The organism is Intestinimonas sp. MSJ-38, assembly GCF_018917925.1.
In the GTDB taxonomy this organism is placed as follows: domain Bacteria; phylum Bacillota; class Clostridia; order Oscillospirales; family Butyricicoccaceae; genus Pseudobutyricicoccus.
In genome coordinates, this window is record NZ_JAHLPO010000006.1 from 82,615 (window position 1) to 102,755 (window position 20,141).

Consider the following 20,141-nt stretch of genomic DNA (forward strand, 5'->3'; position numbering starts at 1 on the left):
CCTTACAATGGTAAAAATGGGGAATTTGGAAAGGAATGATGGGATGAAACGGTTGACAGGAGCTTTTTTCTGCCTGCTGGCCGCCTTGAGCCTTTGGCTTGGCTTTCACTTTTTCCGGGAGCAAATCACCGATATTACCGTACTGGATGCCGTCATCACCAAAGTAGAGCAGATCCAGATTCCCGGAAGCGAGCCCCAATATTACCCCACCGTGGAGTTTTCCTACGAAGGAACGCCCCACACCGTCCGACTGATTCACAATCTGCCTCCCGATGGAATGCTCCCCATCACCCATACCGCCGACGGCAGCCCCTTTGTGGGCAGCGTCAGCATCCTGGCCGCTTGGGAAAGCAGCTCTTTCGGCTATGGCACCCAGATCGTTTATCACGAAAATCCCGACCGCATCTGCTTCTACCGCAATTATGATCTGATCCAGAATGAGCAGCTGTTTTATCTCTATTGTGCGGTCGTAGCTTTGGGATGTGGACTTCTGGTGCTCTTTTTCATGTGCCTGCTGGGCCGCCGGGTCCATCTGGAGCAGCCCTTCCGCTATTCCCTGCGGGGAAAACCCAAAAAGCCCCGGTATACCGCTCCCATCCTGCTTTTGCTCTTTGGTGCTTCGGCTTTGTGGTGGGCCATTTACTACGGCGCGCCTCTGTTTCACCCTGATTGGGTCCGGGTCAAAGCCCTGCTCAGCTCCACCCATGGCTTCAAAGGCAACTTTTACGCCGTTACCTCCCGGGGGTTGGATCGGCTCACCGGCTGGCTTCTGCCCTCTCAGTGGTCTGTGGGTGATCTGGTGGACGCCTACTACGACGCCCAAAACAATATGATCCATCTGCTGCCTTTGGAATCCCTCAGCGGCCTGCTGGCCCTGATCCTTGGCCTGATGGGAATCTTCTCTCTGTGCATGAGCCTGTATCTCATGGACGAGCGCCACTATCTCCGCTGGCGCTTCCGCCGTTTCCAACCGGCTCCCCTGCCCCGAAAAGGAAAGAAAGGTCAGCTTTCCTCCCCGCACCAGCCGGTGCTGGAAAAAACCAGCCTTTCTCCTCTTTCCACGGCTCCGGAAGCGGCCATTTCTCCTTCGGCGGAGCAAAAAAAGGCCAAATCCGGCAAAACTCCTTCTCACAAAACGAGCGAAAAGAAAAAAGCCTGAAAGGAAATAAGCCGACTCCGCCCAAGCACTCCAGTCCCAAAAAGCAATCGCCCTTGAAAAAAGCCAAGAAAAAACGGATGCAAAACAAGAAACGGAAAAAGGCATGATGCTGAAAGAAGCGGATGGAAGTGAAGCTGTTTTTCCGCAAACACTGGCTCGCTCTCCTGATCCTCATTCTTTTGCTGCTATTCTTCCTCCTTCTTGTCCCCTGGTATCCCTTGGAGGATTGGGAAGAAATCTCCATCCAGCAGGTACTCACCTGGTCACAGTCTGCTGCTATAACGGAAGAAATGGACCTCCAGCACATCCCTCTTTATCTGGGAACGCTGCAAATCTGGCCCCTTCCCCTTTCGGCCCCGCCGGAAGAAGGCTTTCTGGTAAAGTTCCTGTATGATGAGGAACCCTGGGAGTTGGTGGTGGGTCCCCGCAAGGCCGTTCTCCGTCGGATGGGCCACACCCGGGGATTTTCCGTGAAAAACCCTTCTGTCTGGTATGGCTTTTTGGAACAGGCCAAGCAATAAAAAACAAGCGGGAAAGCATTTGTTCCCCCCTCACAGGGGTAACAAGTGATTCCTGGGATACCCCGGCAGGTCATCGTGTTTACGATGCCTGCCGGGGTTCCGCTGTGTCCTGGGTTTGCGGTGCTTCCAGTGCTTCTTCTGTGTCCTGCTGACCACTGCCGACATAGCCAATGCCGTTGTAGTAGATCTCCACGGTCTGGGGCGCGTGTTTAGACCACTTTACCTCTTTTTCGTGAACCACGATCTTCTCAATAAACAGCCGCAGCAGTTCCGGCGTCAGTTCCGTAATGTCTGTGTACCGCTTCGCCTTGTCAAGGAAGCTGTCCGTCCCGCTCACAGTTTCCCGCAGGCGCTGGATCTCATTCTCTTTCTGTGGAATACCGACAGTGATGAGGTTCTGTTCTTCCGTGTAGCTGCCGGAGAGCATCTGGAACTGCTCTGTTGTGATGCGGCCCAGCACACTGTCCTCATACAGCTTTTTGAAGATCGCATCCAGTTCCGCTTTCCGCTTCCGCATGGCTGCCAGTTCTTTCTCCTGCCTGCGGATCTCCCGCTGAAGCTCGATGGACTGCTTGCTGCCAATGTAGGCGGCGAACTTTTCCGGATGTTCCCGCGCCGCGCTCGTCACCCGGCGCAGGTCCTCCAGTACGATCTCGTCCAGAACACACTCCCGGATGTAGTGGCCCGTACAGGCTTCGCCATCCTTCTTGTAGGTGCGACAGGTAAAGTGATTGTAGCTGGCGGACATGGTATGCGCCCGGTGCAGCACCATGTTGGAGCCGCAGTCGGCGCAGAACACAAGGCCGGAATACTTGTTCTGTTCTTCCATCTTTGTCAGACGGCGCTTGTTCTTCCGCACTCTCTGTACCATGTCCCAGACCTCCCGCGTAATGAGAGCGGGATGGGTGTTCTCAAAGACCAGGCATTCCTCTCTTGGATGTTCGACCCGCCGCTTGTCCTTGTAGGATCTGCTGCTGTGCTTCATGTTGACGGTATTGCCCAGATAGATCTCGTTCTCCAGCATATCCGCCACAGTATCCCCAGACCAGTGATATGGGCGTTGTGTATCCAGCCCCACGTGCGTGATGCCGTACTTGCTGTAGGCGTACATGGTAGGCGTCAGGATCTGCTCTTTCTTGAGAATGCGGGCAATTTGGCTGGGGCCGCTGCCGCCGGCGCACATAGCAAAGATCCTGCGGACGATGGCTGCCGCCTCCTCATCCACGATTAGTTTTTTCGTGTCCGGGTCCTTTCGGTAGCCGTAAGGCGTTCTGGTTCCCAGCCGTTCCCCCCGTTCCGCTTTGGCCTTCAGCACCGCACGGATCTTCCGGCTGGTGTCCCGAATAAACCACTCGTTAAACAAATTTTTGAACGGCATGAGGTCATTGCTCTCGCTGCTGTCGGTGTCCACATTGTCATTGATGGCAATGTAGCGGACTCCGAACACGGGGAAGCGTTCCTCGATGTACAGGCCAGTGTGAAGCTGATTTCTACCGAGGCGACTGAGATCCTTGGTCACGATGATTCCAATCTCGCCGTTTTCCATGTCTGAGATCATCTGCTGGAACGCCGGTCTTTGGAAGTTTCCTCCCGAAAAACCGTCATCCACATAAAAGCAGGGGCTGGGGAAATGGTGCTCTTCCGCAAACTTCTGTAAAATGGCTTTTTGATTCTGGATTGAGTTCGAATCGCCCTCTATCCCATCGTCCTGGCTGAGACGGCAGTAAAGAGCGGTTTTCCTGATTTGGTTTGACTGATTCATACAGCCCTCCTTTTCCTGCGTCAAACCGTTCAGAGCATTGCGACACCACAATACCCCGAACGGTCTGAAATGTCCAGCACTTTACGCGCACAGCTTTCCCTGCCGGAAGTCCAGTTCCGCCAGGGCTTTCAGCTTATCCTCCACAGTTTCACTGCCGTGCCGTGGAAACACGGAGATGACTCGAATCTCCCGCCCGCAGGCTGTCTGCGTCCGCTCCACGGTGATATGCTCCTTATCGATGGTGATATTGGCTTTTTGCTCCATAGGCTCTCCTTTTACTATTGTTTACTGGTTTTGCCCACACGCCGCCTGTGGGGGCCTCTGCCGAGGGGATGGGCAGGGACGCTGCCCGGTGCGGAAGAACTCTGCACAGGGCGGCACGGGGCGAACGGGCGGGTGTTTACTGCCCGTCCTTGTGGCTCAGATCATGGTGTGCGTTTATGTGGTAGGCCTGTTCGAGAATGTGTTCCAGCAGGAAACGGATTCCGTCCGCCGCCTCCCGGTCCAGTTCCTTTGCGCGGGGATTCCGCAGAATCTGGCGGATATTGGAGTCGATCTTGTTGACTTCCTCGTAGAGCCGAAACCTGGTCCGGCTGGGTCTTTCCACGATCTCGCTCTCTGCGATGAGCTTGCGGAAGTAGGTGGTGACCGGCAGACGGGTCAGTTCCCGGTATCGTTCCAGCCTTTGAAATTGTTCCTCTGTCATCCGGACGGAGATACTTTTGCTGTTGTCCCGCAGTTTCCCTCTGGGAAGCGGCTTTTTGCGCTTATGGCGCATGGGTGAACCCCTCCTTCCTGATCTCGTATGCTGCCTGGGCAATGTCCTTCAGACAGTCGAGTGCTTGCCGGAGTTCCTCTGCCGTGCCATATCCGCTGTTGAAGGCACGAGCCACGGTGTTGATCTCCCGCCCCCTCTGATTGAGCAGGCGAAGGAAGTCCGGCATGACGCCGTTCCGACTGATGATGGGACGATTGCCGGCGAGCTGCTCCATAAGCCATGCGTTGGCAGACAGCCCTGCCGCCCTGCTTCGTTCCATGAGCCGGCTGTATTCTTTGGCACTCATGCGGACGCAGGTCCGATGTGTCTGTTTGTTCATAAACCACCTCCAGACCGCTTCCGGCAATGTTGCCGAGAGCGGTTTTCTGTTTTTTCAGATACCCCCTCACTACCCCTCCCGAAAAAACAGCATGGTGAATAACAAAAAATCCAAAAATTTTGCAAAAAAATTGAAATCCAGGGTGTGCAATAGACACCCTCGCCGTCCAATCAAGGGTGTCTTATTGACACCCAAAGCGAAAAAATCGGCAGACAGCCCCTTATAAAGTCTGTCTGCCGATGGTAACATACCACAAATCGAAGAAGGAGGCTCGGAACATGATGTATGCTGTTTTATCATTGGGGCTGGCGCTGCTGGGCGGGATCGTCCGTCTGGCACAGGTGCTACGGTTGTCTGCGCCGCTGCTGTACGGTGCACTGGTAATCACGGTATTCCGCCCGTGGTATCTGGCCCATACCGCTCTGGCGGACGGCATTTTCCTTGTGCTGGTGGGTCTTGCGGCGCTGTCATGGGTGGTGACGCTGATTCGAGCGGTGCGGGAGACGATCTGGTAAAGTAAGGGTTGGCAAGATTGCCAACCCTTACTTTCAGACAACCTTGTCAAAAAGTCTGACCGGGTTCGGTGAATTCACCGAACCCGGTTTTCAGCGTCTACCGCTTTTGACAATGTTGTCTGAAGCGCTTTAGGGCAGTCCGCTGTGATCGGGTTCGGCCATATTGCCGAACCCGATTTTTACACTCACTTTCCGGCAATGCTGCCGAGAAGTTCCCGCCCGCGGGCGGCATGGGGGACTGGGGTTTACCCCAGCAAGCAGTATTTTGACATCAAAATGCGATGCTTGCGCTATCGCCGCCCAGGGCGGCGATGACTCTAAAACAGAAAGCCCTGTATCATAAAATAGGACCATGGGCAACCTATCAAAAACGATACGGAGGCAAACGACATGATTTTACAGATACTACTATCCTTTGAACAGCATCTGCAGCATAGCAAAAAGCACAGGCAACCGTCGAGAAGTACCTGCGGAGCGCCGACGTTTTTCTGTGCTGACTGGAGGGACAAACGCTGAACAAAGAAGCCGTTATCGCCTATAAGGAGCGGCTTGCTACGGACCACGCCGCCAACAGCGTTAACGCCATGCTGGCGGGCGTCACCGACTATCTAGACTTCGAGGGCAGACCGGATTGCTGGATTAGGCCCCTGCACATCCAGCGCCAGCTCTTTGCCGACGAGGGGCGGGAATTGACAAAGGCGGAATACAAACGCCTTGTCCGGGCGATCCAGGGAACGCAGAGTTGCTATATCATGCAGGTTGGTTTACAAGCGATTTTCACAGACGCTCCCAAGCAAAAAAGTGTGAAAAACAAATGTTGCTTTCCAGAGGTACAATTTGTGAATCACGGGTGTAACGTCGGTATGGGACAATGAGACAGACACGAATTATTGCTTCAATCTGGATGAGATGGTTAAAGAATATCGCTTGTTCCAATATCATATACTTCTTCGTTCTTAAACAGGACTGCCAATCCGTCTTCAGGATTGAAACGGTATTTACACATTAAGCCAACATAACGATCCGAAGGTGTTGAACGCCTAACATACAAACTGTACGGCATAACATATTTAAAAATATTTATTATGCTGTCCTCACATATTTCTTTTGCGTTCAACTTTAAGCAATAGTTCTCTACAGCACTCTTTGCAGCATCAATTACATCTCTGGAGCTGCAAAACTTTTCAAGTGCTTCTTTCTGTTCTGGAAGAATTTCTTCATTTTTGTAGCAGTCGAATACTACGGGTAAATCAAAAGTGCGCCCCCATATAATCAAATTTACATTACTCATCAAATACATCCTCCGTCAAGTTGCTATTGGGCAATCTAATGTATTCTCCAACGCCACCTAAATGCCCAAAATATGCATTTATCTTTGTTGGAATTAAGTCGCATGTTTTCATGTCATTTCGTTCGTGCCAAGAATATCCATGTTCGCGTCTCCAATTGGCAACATCGCGTGCAGACCAATCACTTTTTCCTTCACGACATTGTTCGTTCCATTGCTCAGCACATTTTTGGTCACATTGTTGGAAATTGCTTCCCTCAACAGGAGGTCCATTTCGATTGTCAGTCATGTTGTCAATCACTACTGTGGACTCAGAACATGGGGAAAAATCCGGAATGGCATCTTCGTATGCAATGCCCTCAATTTCATATTCCTCAAGGATCTCCTTAATTTCGCTATCATTGGGGATAAACACAGACTCTCCCCGTTCTCCTTGCCATTCTCCACGTTCTCCATCATCTCGGGGTGTTTGATCCATGCGCTCTTTATAAGTACTTGGGTAGTCACCTTCGTTTGCTTCTGACTTTGCTCTTTCATCGATAGTCGTATTACCATCTAATGTCGGTTCATCAATAGATTTACCTGAAACTGCTCGATTTATTGCAGGCCAATCTTTGTCTGGTATCTGCGGATGAGGCGCGTCCTTAAAGTGCGAATCTGTCTGCACTTCAAACGGGTTATCCGCGGAATGGTCCGAAATGGGCTGCTCCTCTACTCCATCACCGTTGCGGCGGACATCGTCAACGCTATCCACATTTATACTATCTTGCCATCCATCTGAGTCATCAGGCAGCTCTATGCTATCTACCCATTCACCAGTATCGTCTGGCAGTTCAATGCTATTTTTCCAACCCTCTGTTTCGTCGGGGCGATCAACATTTGCCTCTGGCATTTCCACGGTACCTGAAACATCTGGCTTTATTGGGACTTCACTGAAAGGTTGCATCCAACTTGCGACCTCCTTCCACTAACAATTGTTACATGATCCCGCTTTTGATGGCGGGAATTGCTTGCTCGGGTTCCTTTATGATCCAGTCAAGCGTGAGCAACGCGGCAATGAAATTCATTCCATACTCAGCGCACAACGAGTTAATCGAATATCCGCTGTACTCCATAGAATCTGAACAATCACTGTCTTTGATCCACTTGGTCAACACTGGGACAAGCGCTTGATCCAACTGCTCCAAATCGTTGCACAGCACGCAGGCATCTTGCTCAGAATAGCCAAAGCGCGACATAAGGAGTTCTCGAATATTTTCCATATAGCAACCCCTCCTTATTAAATCTTCAATTTGGATACTACGGCCTCGGAAAAGACTCTCGCATCCACTTCCAGAGGCTGAAGGTAGTATCTTCTGAAGCCAAAGATATTTGCCGCCAAATAGCCTGTCGCATAATTCAGCGCCCAGGCTTTATACTTCTCCTCATTGGGTTCTGTACGTTCCAAAGAGACATTGCTGTATTGGTACGCATGTCGGCTTTCGTGGAGCAGTGTCTTCATGGCCTGCCGGAAGTCTTCTGGTTTATTCGAGCGAAGCAGGCTTTCGTTAATCACAATTTTTTGAGAGCCCCAGTTCATACCTCCCCGTTCATTTTTATTCATAGGAGCCGACTCAACAGTAAGTGCCGGACGGCAACCTATTTTGGCAGCCTGGTTTTCGATTCTTTGTACAACCTTCACCCGAGCCTCAAAAGAAAGATTGAGCCAGTTTTCCCGCTTGATCTCCGGCATATTGTTGAGGCACTGCACCAGCCTCTCAATTTGCCGGCCTTCTTCAAAGCGGGATCGGTCGGACTCATGTGTTTCCGCTGAAGTGGCAGCACGGTCACTCATATCTTCCGGCAGTTCGATGGAATTCTGCCACGCTGCAGAATCATCCGGCAGTTCAATGCGATCTACCCACTGTTTCACCGAGTCGAGCTGCTGCTCCGAGCTTTCCTTCACAGAAAGAGATTCCGCTTTTGGAAGGAAACTCATCACTTCACACCTCCGTAGTAGAGCAATTCATTATGCTGCGGCATTCTATTAATGCGATCTGCCGCAAAAATGAATACCTGCTTACGGATTTCTTCCGCAAGGTTCATCGAAACTTCAAGCATCTCCATAATTCTTTGGTCAATTACGCGCATGCCGACTTCACGATCTGATACAGTACCGGCATACTTCAGAAAATCATTGCCATTGACAATACGGTACAGCAATTTCCTCTTGTCAGGGAGTTCCTGCGCCTCCTTGGCTTCCAGCACAGAGAGCATCCGCATTTTGGTATTGCGTGCGATGTTCAGACTATCAATCCAAGTTCTAACCTTGTCCACTTCTTCATCGGACAACTCGGTATCGGTCGGTTTACCCAGGAGTTTCTCAAAAAAGACATTCATCCGGGGAGCGCCGTTTTGCAGCGTTTCAACAGGATCGTTCCCGGAGTAAGAAAGCGGTTTCTTCTCTTCCTCGGGAAACTCGTCCACTTTGCACAGAACAGCTTCCAGCCAGTGGTTTTGGAATACGGCAGCAACACCGCAGTCCAGTTTGGAGAGTTCGACAATCTGATCATCTGTCAGTCCAGCCGCTTTGCCAACCAACATACGGTCGGATTCGTCGGGCAAACGCATGATGATTTTTGTGTTTGTATTGCGAATGACCGCCATGTCCAGCAGACCGGGTGCCTGATCCGCAATAATGAACCCTTCGCCATATGTACGCATTTCCGCAATAGCATTGGCCAGCATTTCGACAGATTTACCCTGCAGATTGGAACTGTCCTGGGACTGCTCAGACGAAGTGCGCCGGAGAAGATTATGCGCTTCCTCCAGCACGGTTACATGCCGCAAGCCCACATTGGTCTCATCAGCTTTTGCCATGCGGTATTCCTGCAGCTTGATCATCAGAATACCCATCAGGAGAGACTTGGTTTCCATAGAACCGACCCGGCTCAAATCTACAATGACATTCTGATCAAAAAGTTGCTCACTGGAGAGCTCTTCGCCGGAACAGAAGATTTGTCCGTTAATGCCATTGGTAAGAGACTTGACGCGAGTGACCAGCGCACCGGTATAATCCCCCTTGGTATCCTTTGAATAGGCAGAACTGTCCATGATCTCCGGCAGTTTTTTCAAAAGAGTTTCAAAGGTCGGAAAACGCTTGGGCTCGCAAACGGAATGGGTCAGGCTCCAGCCACAGCTAACATAGGACGATTCGATGGCATCTTTCAGCACGGCAGGCATTGCCGCATACATGGGCCAGCAGGCATTGAAAATCTCCACAAGCCGATCAATGTGCTCCAGAACATGAATCTCCTCAGGGAACGAGAACGGATTGAGCCGCAGCAGATTAGCCATCTTGAAGTTCGTGCCATAAACCGAAACATCAGGACAACCACCAAACACTTGCTTATACTCACCCTTTGCCGGTTCAATGACCAGGAAGTGAGCATTGGATTCATTCGTAAAGCAGAGTTCTTTCAACAGCGTGTATACGGTGTTGGATTTACCGGAGCCTGTTGAACCTGTAATGAAGGCGTGAGAAGTTAATGCTGATTTGTCGAGAAGAACCCTATTAGAATGTTCAACAGTGCGCATATGATAGGTACAACCGATATCAATCAAAGGCTTTGATGCTCTTTCAAAATGAGGCTCTCTCCCGAAGCGGGCACACCCTATAACCGGCAGGCCCTGAACAGAGTTTTTAGGGAAAGCAAATAATTTAGCCAATTCAATGGTAGAAACATAAGCTGTCGGTGTAACGGCTATAGCGTTCTCAAACATAAATACAGGATGAGAAAAATGCGACAAGTATTTTCTGAGTTCTCCAAATGCGGTAACTCCGTTGTTGTGCTGATACGACCATTCTTGGATAAACGCAGGTTCAGTGAACGACTCATCTCCTTGAGTTAACGAACACAAAAAATTTGCAACATTTTTACTTGTTTTCGCATCTCTTGCAAGCACATAAGAAGCACTGCACCACAATCCGTTTGCCTGACTCACCTGGATGCGTTCTATGGTTTTTTCGAGTTTTTTAATTAGATCGTTCACAACATACGACTTATAAGTGTATGTTGTGCTATCAGATGTTCCCAACGATAGTCCCTGTGTAATTCCCTTTGACTGAGTATCATTAGAACTGATAGTCTTCCCTATAGATTTGGAATACCCATATCCTATATGTGCACCAGTACCTTCAGCTATTGCGCTCATCCCCAAATTAACAGAATGGGTTTTGTTTATGGAAGTGCTGATTCCTTCACTATGGGAAAGGGTCTCCATTTCACTAAATGTTTCTGTCGAATTTTTCCCCAACTGAAATTGATAGCCCGAAAATGGTGTTAATGCTGTAGCGATATCTTCATATCCGGTTAGAATCTGACGCACCTTTTCTTTATCTAATGCTTCGGCTAAGATGAGGATTACATAGCTATCTTCCTCATTTTTAGGAACAATGCCATTAAGCAATTTGTCTATCCCTTGTGATACATATTCCTCGGACTTATCCGAAGGGACATTGCAAAGGCAAGAAATTGATTTGTATGTCTCAAAATCCAGAAGTTTCTTCATCACTGTGCTGGTTTCCCCAGAGTCAACGATATCAATCTCACTTCCGAAGAAATTTCCTCGAAGAGAATCGGACAACAACCCTATGTCGTTTCTGCTATCCTCATTGCGCCCTTCACCAGTATTCTGAGTCACAAAAAACATTTCCACATTGCTCAAAGTGCGCCTTATCACAAGTCCTAAAGAGTTGCTGCTTCCCGAAAAAACGCTAAGTACATTTTTAAAGCAATCAATGATCTTTTCATTTTTGTCATATACCCATCGACCAATGCGCACAGATCGAATGTTCGAACTGTATGATATCTTGGCTTTTTTATTGTAGAATTCATCAAAGGGAAGGACCGCACATTCCTCTATGTGATCCAAATATGCCTTGTCCAATGTGAAGGCAATTTTGTCAAGGTTCTGAAGAAGCTCCTCCTCTTTTGGGATTCTTTCCATTGGCTCCATTAGCATAATCTCCTCTATGCAAGAATGTAACTAAATACAACCACTCCTGCAATGATAACTAACACTATAATGACACCTGCGATGACAACTTTCTTGAATTTTGCTTTTGCCACAAAATTCGCAACCTCGTTGAGATATAGTAGGTAGTCCAGATTGAAACTCTCCGCCGCGACTGCATAATACAATCGTTCAAGATAATCCTTGTTCCATTTCTCCTTTGGCTGCTTATTTGCATAACTGTTTCCGATGAATGCATCTTGAACTATCTTGTTCTCACAGAGATCCTGAATTTCTGCCGCAGTAAGCTTACACATTTTCACATCTTTTGCGATTGCTGCACGATCAACAACTCCATTGCGCGTGTACCTCTCAACCATTATTATTCACACTCCATATCGTAGAATTCAGATCCTGCTGGCATAGCAGCAATGCCTCCTCTGCCGAAACGATTTTCTTGTGGAGCTCTTCCATGGCTTTTTTGTCAGAGAGTTTCGCCTTCATAAGAATAGAGTAATTGTCCATATTAAGCACGAATTCTGCCTGCACCTGATTCAGCAGCGTGGATACTGCCTTTTTATAGTCCTCTGTGAAATCCGATGCCATCTTCCCGGTGATGGTTGCCAGTTCGCTGGTAACATCTTCCTTAAAGGACTCCTTATCGACCGTAGTTCTTTCCCAAAACAGCACATTTTCAGTACGTCGATTGCTGTCATATATATCTCCAAATTCGACAAGATTTGTTGCTTTTTTGACTTCCGGGGGAATGATTTCACAAACATATGCCTTTGCTTGTTCACTAATATTGCCGTTATTACGGATAACGGTCTGGATTTCTTCTATAAAGGAATCACGCACTTTTTCCAGCACAGTCTGTCTGGTCTTAAGGAATTCTCTTGTATAGTCCGAAAGAATAGTTTTGATTTTTTGTTTGACATCCGCTTTGTGAGATTCCTTGGCTTTTACCTTACCAAGACCGAAAAACCAACCTTTGAGCAACTTCTCAATAAAAGACATTGTGGGTTGGTTGATATTTTGATATAGATAGTCCGCATCTAAATGAAGGACCTTGATTACCTCATCCGGAAGCTTTCCGTCCTTAATCTCATACCGTTTGTATGTTTCGGCAATGCTCTCCTTCAAAGCTGTACGCAACTGCTCAATCTCACGAGTCACTGTGCTGATATCTTCTTGATTTTGCTGGTCCAAAGACTTGGCCGTTCTGCTCATGACGGAAAGTGCTTTATCTACGCTATCGATAATAGCAAACGCCTTTACTGCGCCAGCATATTTTTCACCATAATTCAAAATTTCTCGTTCAAGAGCATAAACACCCGAGCCAATTCTCATAGCAGTCAACCTATCATCGTCAGCCAAAGCCCTTTCCATTGCTTCGTCGCAATAAGCAAGCAGTTTTTTTGTTGCGCACTCCGATGTTGCAACATGATTTAAGCTATAATACCGCCCATCCTCCTCATCGACAACTTCGTTATATCTATTCTTAATTAAACGATCCTCAACAGGGGTAGAGACTTGGTTTTCTTTGGCCTTTGCCGCATACCCATATAACGCAGATGTAAAGAACAATTTCTTGTTCGCAAGTGCTATGGAAAACTCCTCACCACTGTCTTCAACACTATCAGTATCGCCGTCTTTTTCTTTCTTTTTTTTATGGACAATTTTTGCTTCACGTAAAGTTTGACGTTGCTCGGGATCATTGAAAGAATCTATTAAGTTAATTACAAAGAGCGATCTGCCAATATCGATGCTGGTTTTGCTATCCTTTTCCTCGGCGTCTTTAAGGTAAGATAAGAGCGCATTATTGCCAGATCCTTCGAGCTTGTTGGGTGCAGCCACAAAGACAAGAATTGAATGCGTTTGTTCAGCCAGAGCATCTTTCAAGACCTCCTGATGCTCCAGATAATTACTGTCGGCTCCGGGAGTGTCATAAATAGTAAATTGGATGCTCGGCGTGTCCAGCGGAATAGGAAATCGAATTTTTATGACCGATCCCACATCTTTTAGACAATTGAATTTCTTCAGAATTTCAAAAACTTGTACATGCTGCAGTTCATGGCTGACCGAATTGATTACCTTTTGGATGTCCTCCCGAACCATATTCTCAGTTGGAGCAGCGCCAAATTCGAATACGTTCGTTTTTTCGTTCCAAATGAGTTCGGAAAAAAATCCTTCAATTTCAAAAATGATTTTTACAGGTTCTCCTTTCTGAGGGCTCTTGATTTCGAACATCCGAGCAGTTTCAGAATGAATCGCTTCAGGAAGAATCCTGTATCCTAAGATTGCATTAATCAGAGTTGATTTACCGGTACTGTACACTCCGGCGAAACAAAGATTGATGTTATTGTCACCCATGCAATCAATCTTTTCTCGAATGAGCGCTGAAGCCTTATAGACTTCTTGCGAAAAACTATCTATGCTCTCTTTGACGGCAGGAGTATCTGTCTGAATGGTATGGAAGTCCTCCCTGTGTTTTTTGAGAATAGCAATTGCCTTTTCACCATGTTCCTTTACTTTTGTGTAGGTTGTGTTCATGTCAGGCAATTCTGCTAACAGGGTAGCATTAATTTTCACACTGTGCCCTTCGTTGTAATATTCAACCATTTGCTCAAAATCTCCAAAATCACTTTTTGTTGTAACCACTTCCATGTCTACAGAAGATTCTCCGTCAAACGCTTTAGCAATATCTTCAAAAAAGGCGTCACCATGATCCTGCAGAATGAATTGTCCTTTTTTGTTCATGTACTTGTATAGCTTACTATCGCTCCGAATGGTGACAGGGGTGCCTTCTGCACCAAAGCGTTCAAACAGCACTTCCTTTTTCGCAGGATGATATGTCATTTTCAGCTTTTGGCTACTCATCGTTAATTTCCTCCTCATTTATTCTATATTTTAGTTGATGGTTTGAATGTTCTCCCCTTGGCTTCTCAGCCACATATCAATTCCTTTGCCGAACACCTCTGCAGTGACGAGCCACCCGTCCTCGTCCTGCTCCACGATCTCCGCTGTAGGTAGCCGATCCAGCACTGCCTCAATAGATGGTCCAGTGTATTTGAACTTGATGTGTTCCAGCTTACCGCCGTACATGAACTGTACCCGCTTACGGAACTCCCCTTCCTGGAAGCGGTCTTTATAAGGCACCGCGAAGTGCTCCTCCGTTACTCTGAACGAGCGAATTCGGTCGATGCGGTAGATGGTTGGGAACAGGTCGTCCGGGTTCTCAAAGCTCTCTTTATCCTCCAGAAATGCAGTGAGGTAGAAGTAGTATTCGGAGAACATGATGCCCACCGGTTTGACCTTGCGTTTTACCAGTCGAGGCTCCTTTAGGCGCTCATACTCAATCTCTATTATCTGATGGTTCTGAATGGCCTGTCCCAGCTCCCACATTCCATTCAGCACTGGCTGCCCATGGCGTGGCTCGATATAGTGGTACTTCTCATTTGCCAGCAGTTCCTGCACTGCTTTGCGGTTCCGCTCCGGCACACAGCAGGCGATCAGCTTGTCCAGAATCGGGAACATCTCGTCCCGGCGCATGGAGCGGCTCTCCAGCAGGATCTTGCACACCGCCAGGATCTCGCTGTTCTCCAATGTTCGCAGCGCAGGATTCTCCATGCGGTAGCCTCGCGCTTTCTTATCGTAGACCACATCCTGGAGAAGGCCTTCTTCGGCAAAAAAACAGCGCAGCGCCTCTATGTCACGCTGGATGCTCCGTTCTGTGACATGGAAGTGCTGCGCCAATTCTTTTTTCTTCAGAATTTCTCCGCTGACCAGCTTGGAGTAGATCTGCAATAAGCGTTCCGATTTCACAGCTGTCGCGTCCATAAGGGCCTCCCATCAGATGTATATATGCTGGCAAGCATAAAATACTATCTGTAAATTATGATAATATAATTTTCTGCTCATGTCAATTATTGTCGCGATTCGGTAACATTAAGGGTGCTTGGAGGAATCGCAGATGAAAGAGATTTACACAGAGAAATACCGCCAGATCGGGTTGAAAATTGCCTACTATCGCAAGCTCCGGGGGCTAACACAGGAGGAGCTGGCGGAGCAGGTGGGGCTGACACCGGCCTTTATCGGACATCTGGAAGCACCCAACATCCCCAAGGCACTGTCGCTGGACACCCTGTTTGACATTGCCGCCGTACTGGAGGTTCCGTCGCATAAATTTCTCAATTTCGAGGATAACTGACAAATTATATTTTCATTATAGCATATAGTCTGGACAATAGTTGTCCTTTTTGAAATATTTTCTATTTTGTTTTGTATTGCTTTTTACTATTCCTGTGCTTATTGTATCTTACTACCAAGAGGCTCTGCGCACGAACGAACTGTTGAAAGCACTATACGGCAGCTTCTACGAAAGGCTTCCTGCGAGGCAGCTCAAGGCTGAGATCAAGTCATCTCGCCAAACGCTCACTAAGCGGCTGGATAAGTTCAATCACAGTTTAGTACTGCAAATTATTGACTGTAAAGACCAGATTGCCGAGGATTTGCCCATCGACAGCTTCATTACAGGGTTCTGTCTGGCGCGGGAGTTTATGAGGACGCCGTAATCTAGGACGTTGAGGAGAGTATCACCACCGACACCAGCACCACCACTTTCAGGCCTGGTATAACCTGTAACCGCGGCCAGATTGTCACGCCCCTATGGCGCTCCCAAGGCAGCACCGCCTCTGGCAGCGTGAACCTCTTCACCAACGTGGAAAACAGCGCCTACTATGCCGACGCAATACTGTGGGCTGTCAAAGAGGAGACCGCCAAGGAAAACAGCAATATCACCTTCAGCCCCAACGCGGACTACACCCGCGCTCAGACTGTGGCCTTCATCTGGAGGCAATGGCAAAGTAACATAAATCCCAGCGAAACAAGGAGTGGCACACCGCTTGGTGTGCCACTCCTTTTACATGCTCTGAACGTATTTGTTGGTGTTGCCCCTATGTGGAGAGCGCTTTGCTTTCCCGCTTGTTTTTTGTTTATGATGACTGAACGACTATTTTGCTTAGCACTTGGCGCCGGCCACGGTTTCGATCTCCAGGATCTCTTCCTTCCGCTTGAGCAGATTGTCGGACACCAACATCTTTTCTACTTTGTCCACGCCCAGGCGCTCCACAGTGTCGCCGAAACGCTCACCAGAGATGCCCTTCTGCTTGAAGAGCAGGATGGCCTTTTCCACCACATCGATGACTTCGTCCCGGGTGAACAGCTTCTGCAAGGGGCTGCCCATGCGCACCCGCTTGCCCCACTTGCCGCCTACATAGACCTTGTACATGGTCTCGCTCTCCTCGGTGGCGCCGAAGCGGCAGGCTCCCGAGCAACGGCCGCAGTTGTTGCACAGGCTGGCGTCGATGACCGCCTTGCCATCCTTCATGGAAATGGCGTTCATGGGGCAGTTATCGATCATGGAGCAGGAGGGGCAGCCTTTGCAGCTTTCGGGGAGGATCTTGATGACCTTCTGGCCTACAATGCCAAGATCGTTCAGGTCAGGCTTGACGCAGTTGTTGGGGCAGCCACCCACGGCGATCTTGAACTTGTGGGGCAGGATCACATCGTGATAGCCGGTGTAGAACTTGTCGTGAATCTCCTTGGCCAGTTCCTGGGTGTCATACAGGCCAAAGACACAGGTGGTGCCTTTGCAGCTGACCACAGGGCGCACCTTGGAGCCGGTACCGCCGGTGAGCATGCCGCCTTTTTTCACCGCTTCCTGGAAAGCGGGGATGTTGTCATAGTGGATGCCCGGGCACTCCACTGTCAGCCGGGAGGTGAACTCGATCTTGCCATTGCCGTATTTGGCAGCAGCTTCGCTGAGCACCTGCATCTGCTGGGCGGTGAGGATGCCGTTTTCGGTGATGATCCGGCCAGAAAACTCCTCGGTGCCACGGTTGAGCAAAAAGCCCTCTGCCTTGACTCGCTTGATATCGCTCTGTGTAATAGCCATATTGTTATCCTCCATCGTCTTTCCGTTCTGTTCAGGCTCTTCCTCACACCGAAAAGCCTTTCCTCGTCTTGCTTCTATTATCCCTCTTGTCATCCATCAGGTAAAATAGTAATATTGAATCGAAATCATAGGCAAAAACCTATCACATTGCCAAAGAGGAGCGATTTTTGTGACCATCCGTCATCTGCGCATTTTCATCGCCGTGGCCGAGACCGGCAAAATGGGCCTGGCGGCCAAACAACTTTATATTGCCCAGCCCACCGTCAGCCAAGTCATTTCCGACATGGAGAAAAGCTACGGTGTCAAACTCTTTGAACGGCTGTCCAAAAAACTCTATATCACACCCCAGGGAGAGCGCCTTTTGTCCTATGCCCGGCACATCGTCAGTCTTTTTGACGAAATGGAGCGCAGCATGCGCAATTCCTCCGCCCAGATGCTTCTGCGGGTGGGCGCCACCATCACGGTGGGCGCCTGCGTCCTCTCCCCCATCATCCACCGGTATGAAGAGCTGTTTCCCCTGTCCCAGGTGCAGGTCTTTGTGGACAACACCCGGCTCATTGAGGAAATGCTGCTGGAAAGCCAGCTGGATGTGGCCCTGGTGGAAGGATTGGTGGAAAGCCCCGATCTGTGCACGCTGCCGGTGATCGAGGACGAGCTGGTGCTGGCCTGCGCCCCCGATCACCCCTTTGCCTTCCGGGAAACCCTCCATCCGGAGGAACTGGAAGGGCAGAACTTTGTCCTGCGGGAAAAGGGGTCGGGAACACGGGCTTTGTTTGAAGATTATCTCCGGGCCAGACAAATTGAGATCTACCCCAAATGGGTATGCCACAGCGCCGATTCCATCCTCAGCGCCGTGGAAGAGGGCCAGGGGCTGACGGTGATCTCCCGTCTGCTGGCCCAGCCCCGGGCGGGTGCGGGCCGCCTGCGGCTGCTGCGCCTGGCCGACGCCCAGCTGACCCGTTCCTTCCGATTGGTGTATCACAAAAACAAATATCTATCCGAGCCTTTGCGCCACCTGATGGACTGTATGCAGCAGGCCGCCGGGACGCCGGAAGATTATTTGGGATCGTAGCAGCCGTGATCCGGGGTCAGCTTATCGTTGACAGCGATCTCATAGAACCGCCAGCCGCCGGACAGGTTGTAGCAATCATAGCCCAGGCCGGTGAGCATCCGGCAGGCCAGATAGCTGCGCAGGCCGGAATGGCAGTGAATGTAGACCGGCTTGTCCTGGGGCAGTTCCCCTGCTCTCTGGCGCAGCTCATCCAGGGGGATATGGATAAAGCCGGGGATATGGCCCACTTCCCGCTCAGAGGGAGTGCGCACATCCAGCAATGTGACAGAGCCGTCCCGGGGCAGCTTCTCCACATCGTTCCAGAAGAAGTTCTTCACCTTGCCGGTGAGGGTGTTTTCGATCACATAGCCCACAAAGTTCACCGGGTCCTTGGCCGAACCAAAGGGAGGTGCATAGCACAGCTCCAGCTCGGTGAGGTCATAGGCAGTCATGCCGGCCCGGATGGCGGTGGCGATCACATCGCAGCGCTTGTCCACGCCGTCATAGCCCACCAGCTGGGCGCCCAGAATCTTGCCGGTGCCCTTTTCATAGAGGGTCTTGATGGAGATGCCGTGTCCGCCAGGATAATAGCTGGCATGGGACTGGGAATAGGTATAGACCTTGTCATAATCCAGCCCGGCGGCCTGGGCGGTGCGCTCATTGACGCCGGTCATGGCCACGGTCATGTCGAAGATCTTCAGCACCGAGGAACCCAGGGTGTTTTTATAGCTGCTCTTGATGCCGCAGATGTTGTCGGCGGCAATGCGGCCCTGTTTGTTGGCCGGGCCAGCCAGAGGCACATAGCCCTTCTTGCCGGTGACGAAGTCCACGATCTCAATGGCATCACCCACGGCGTAGATATGCTCTTTGGAGGTCTGCATATGCTCGTTGACCACAATGGCTCCCTTGGGGTTCAGCTCCAGTCTGGCAGACTGGGCCAGGGCGGTGTCGGGGCGCACGCCCACCGACAGGATCACCATATCGGTTTCGATCTCTCCCTCAGACAGGTGGAGGGTCAGCTTGCCGCCCTTGTCCTCCATGCTCTGAACGGCCTTGCCCAGCATCAGTTCCACGCCCTGATCCCGGAGATAGCGATGGACTTCGGCGGCCATATCCCCATCCAGAGGAGCGATCACATGGTCGGCCAGCTCCACAATGGTCACTTTCAGCCCGGCCTTTTTCAGATTTTCCGCCATTTCCACGCCGATATAGCCGCCGCCTACCACAACGGCGCTTTCGGGAAACTCTTCTTCCACATAGTCCCGGATCTTGACGGTGTCGGGAATGTTCCGCAGAGTGAACACCCGAGGATCGTCCACCCCGTCCATCTTGGGCACCATGGGCGCCGCGCCGGGGGACAGAATCAGCTCGTCATAGCTTTCGGTATAGTCCTCACCGGTCTGAACATTGTGTACAGTGACCTGCTTTTTCTCCGCATCGATGGCGGTGACTTCATTCCATACCCGCACATCCACATTGAACCGGCTGTTGAAGCTCTGGGGTGTCTGGAGAGTGAGAGCCGATTTCTTGTTGATCTCACCGCCGATGTAATAGGGCAGGCCGCAGTTGGCAAAGGAGATGTACTCTCCCCGCTCGAACATAATGATCTCTGCCTTTTCATCCAAACGACGCAGACGGGCCGCTGCGGAAGCGCCGCCAGCCACGCCACCTACAATCAAAACTTTCACAAAAAAGACCTCCTTTTTGTTCTGTTGTTTTGCTCAACTGTTGTTTTTATCATAACACATCCCCAAAGCAAAGTAAAATAGCATCTTTCCATCTTTTTCATAGGCTTTC

Annotated in this window: 19 protein-coding genes; 5 read left to right on the plus strand and 14 right to left on the minus strand. The window is 49.9% G+C overall.

The window, feature by feature from the left end; genetic code table 11:
• The first annotated feature begins 43 nt into the window (after positions 1-43).
• Positions 44-1,159, plus strand: a complete 1,116-nt coding sequence (locus KQI26_RS05655) for a hypothetical protein (protein ID WP_216503632.1) — start codon at positions 44-46, stop codon at positions 1,157-1,159.
• A gap of 128 nt (positions 1,160-1,287) precedes the next feature.
• Positions 1,288-1,680: a hypothetical protein gene (locus KQI26_RS05660; RefSeq protein ID WP_216503633.1), complete on the plus strand. Its 393-nt coding sequence runs from the start codon at positions 1,288-1,290 to the stop codon at positions 1,678-1,680.
• 79 nt (positions 1,681-1,759) lie between these two features.
• Here the strand turns inward: KQI26_RS05660 and KQI26_RS05665 are convergent, their stop codons facing one another.
• The 4 genes from KQI26_RS05665 to KQI26_RS05680 form a co-directional block, all read right to left on the minus strand.
• The gene (locus KQI26_RS05665) at positions 1,760-3,442 is read right to left on the minus strand and encodes a recombinase family protein (RefSeq protein ID WP_216503634.1); all 1,683 of its coding nucleotides are present in this window, start codon (positions 3,440-3,442) and stop codon (positions 1,760-1,762) included.
• A gap of 81 nt (positions 3,443-3,523) precedes the next feature.
• Complete coding sequence (locus KQI26_RS05670; RefSeq protein ID WP_118625161.1) at positions 3,524-3,706, minus strand: hypothetical protein; 183 nt, start codon at positions 3,704-3,706, stop codon at positions 3,524-3,526.
• Positions 3,707-3,842: 136 nt separating this feature from the next.
• Positions 3,843-4,220, minus strand: a complete 378-nt coding sequence (locus KQI26_RS05675; RefSeq protein WP_216503635.1) for a hypothetical protein — start codon at positions 4,218-4,220, stop codon at positions 3,843-3,845.
• Positions 4,210-4,539, minus strand: coding sequence for a hypothetical protein (locus tag KQI26_RS05680; RefSeq protein WP_216503636.1), 330 nt, complete (start codon positions 4,537-4,539; stop codon positions 4,210-4,212). The genes KQI26_RS05675 and KQI26_RS05680 overlap by 11 nt, the downstream gene beginning before the upstream one ends.
• A gap of 278 nt (positions 4,540-4,817) precedes the next feature.
• On the opposite strand from KQI26_RS05680, the gene KQI26_RS05685 reads away from it, so the two are divergent.
• Positions 4,818-5,054: a hypothetical protein gene (locus KQI26_RS05685; protein WP_215688546.1), complete on the plus strand. Its 237-nt coding sequence runs from the start codon at positions 4,818-4,820 to the stop codon at positions 5,052-5,054.
• A gap of 913 nt (positions 5,055-5,967) precedes the next feature.
• On the opposite strand, the gene KQI26_RS05690 is transcribed toward KQI26_RS05685, so the two are convergent.
• The 8 genes from KQI26_RS05690 to KQI26_RS05725 are packed head-to-tail and all read right to left on the minus strand — an operon-like array spanning position 5,968 to position 15,177.
• The gene (locus KQI26_RS05690; RefSeq protein WP_216503637.1) at positions 5,968-6,345 is read right to left on the minus strand and encodes a hypothetical protein; all 378 of its coding nucleotides are present in this window, start codon (positions 6,343-6,345) and stop codon (positions 5,968-5,970) included.
• The gene (locus KQI26_RS05695; RefSeq protein WP_216503638.1) at positions 6,338-7,288 is read right to left on the minus strand and encodes an HNH endonuclease; all 951 of its coding nucleotides are present in this window, start codon (positions 7,286-7,288) and stop codon (positions 6,338-6,340) included. The genes KQI26_RS05690 and KQI26_RS05695 overlap by 8 nt, the downstream gene beginning before the upstream one ends.
• 31 nt (positions 7,289-7,319) lie before the next feature.
• Entirely contained in the window at positions 7,320-7,604 is a 285-nt protein-coding gene (locus KQI26_RS05700; RefSeq protein ID WP_216503639.1) for a hypothetical protein, read from the minus strand.
• A gap of 17 nt (positions 7,605-7,621) precedes the next feature.
• Positions 7,622-8,320, minus strand: a complete 699-nt coding sequence (locus KQI26_RS05705; RefSeq protein WP_216503640.1) for a DUF3920 family protein — start codon at positions 8,318-8,320, stop codon at positions 7,622-7,624.
• Complete coding sequence (locus KQI26_RS15285; RefSeq protein ID WP_253292694.1) at positions 8,320-11,340, minus strand: ATP-binding protein; 3,021 nt, start codon at positions 11,338-11,340, stop codon at positions 8,320-8,322. The genes KQI26_RS05705 and KQI26_RS15285 overlap by 1 nt, the downstream gene beginning before the upstream one ends.
• A 14-nt stretch (positions 11,341-11,354) precedes the next feature.
• Complete coding sequence (locus tag KQI26_RS05715) at positions 11,355-11,717, minus strand: hypothetical protein (protein ID WP_216503641.1); 363 nt, start codon at positions 11,715-11,717, stop codon at positions 11,355-11,357.
• Positions 11,710-14,217, minus strand: coding sequence for a dynamin family protein (locus KQI26_RS05720; protein ID WP_216503642.1), 2,508 nt, complete (start codon positions 14,215-14,217; stop codon positions 11,710-11,712). Before KQI26_RS05720 ends, KQI26_RS05715 begins: the two co-directional genes overlap by 8 nt.
• Positions 14,218-14,247: 30 nt before the next feature.
• Complete coding sequence (locus KQI26_RS05725) at positions 14,248-15,177, minus strand: YafY family protein (protein WP_216503643.1); 930 nt, start codon at positions 15,175-15,177, stop codon at positions 14,248-14,250.
• A gap of 133 nt (positions 15,178-15,310) precedes the next feature.
• On the opposite strand from KQI26_RS05725, the gene KQI26_RS05730 reads away from it, so the two are divergent.
• A complete protein-coding gene (locus KQI26_RS05730) occupies positions 15,311-15,547 on the plus strand; it encodes a helix-turn-helix domain-containing protein (protein WP_216503644.1) in 237 nt (78 codons plus the stop codon).
• 810 nt (positions 15,548-16,357) lie between these two features.
• On the opposite strand, the gene KQI26_RS05735 is transcribed toward KQI26_RS05730, so the two are convergent.
• On the minus strand, positions 16,358-17,293 hold the full coding sequence (locus KQI26_RS05735) for a 4Fe-4S binding protein (protein WP_216503645.1): 936 nt from the start codon (positions 17,291-17,293) through the stop codon (positions 16,358-16,360).
• 169 nt (positions 17,294-17,462) lie between these two features.
• Here KQI26_RS05735 and KQI26_RS05740 point away from each other — a divergent pair, with 169 nt between their 5' ends.
• Positions 17,463-18,365, plus strand: coding sequence for a LysR family transcriptional regulator (locus tag KQI26_RS05740; RefSeq protein WP_216503646.1), 903 nt, complete (start codon positions 17,463-17,465; stop codon positions 18,363-18,365).
• Here the strand turns inward: KQI26_RS05740 and KQI26_RS05745 are convergent.
• Positions 18,350-20,032, minus strand: coding sequence for an FAD-dependent oxidoreductase (locus KQI26_RS05745; protein WP_216503647.1), 1,683 nt, complete (start codon positions 20,030-20,032; stop codon positions 18,350-18,352). The genes KQI26_RS05740 and KQI26_RS05745 overlap by 16 nt on opposite strands.
• Positions 20,033-20,141 lie beyond the last annotated feature (109 nt).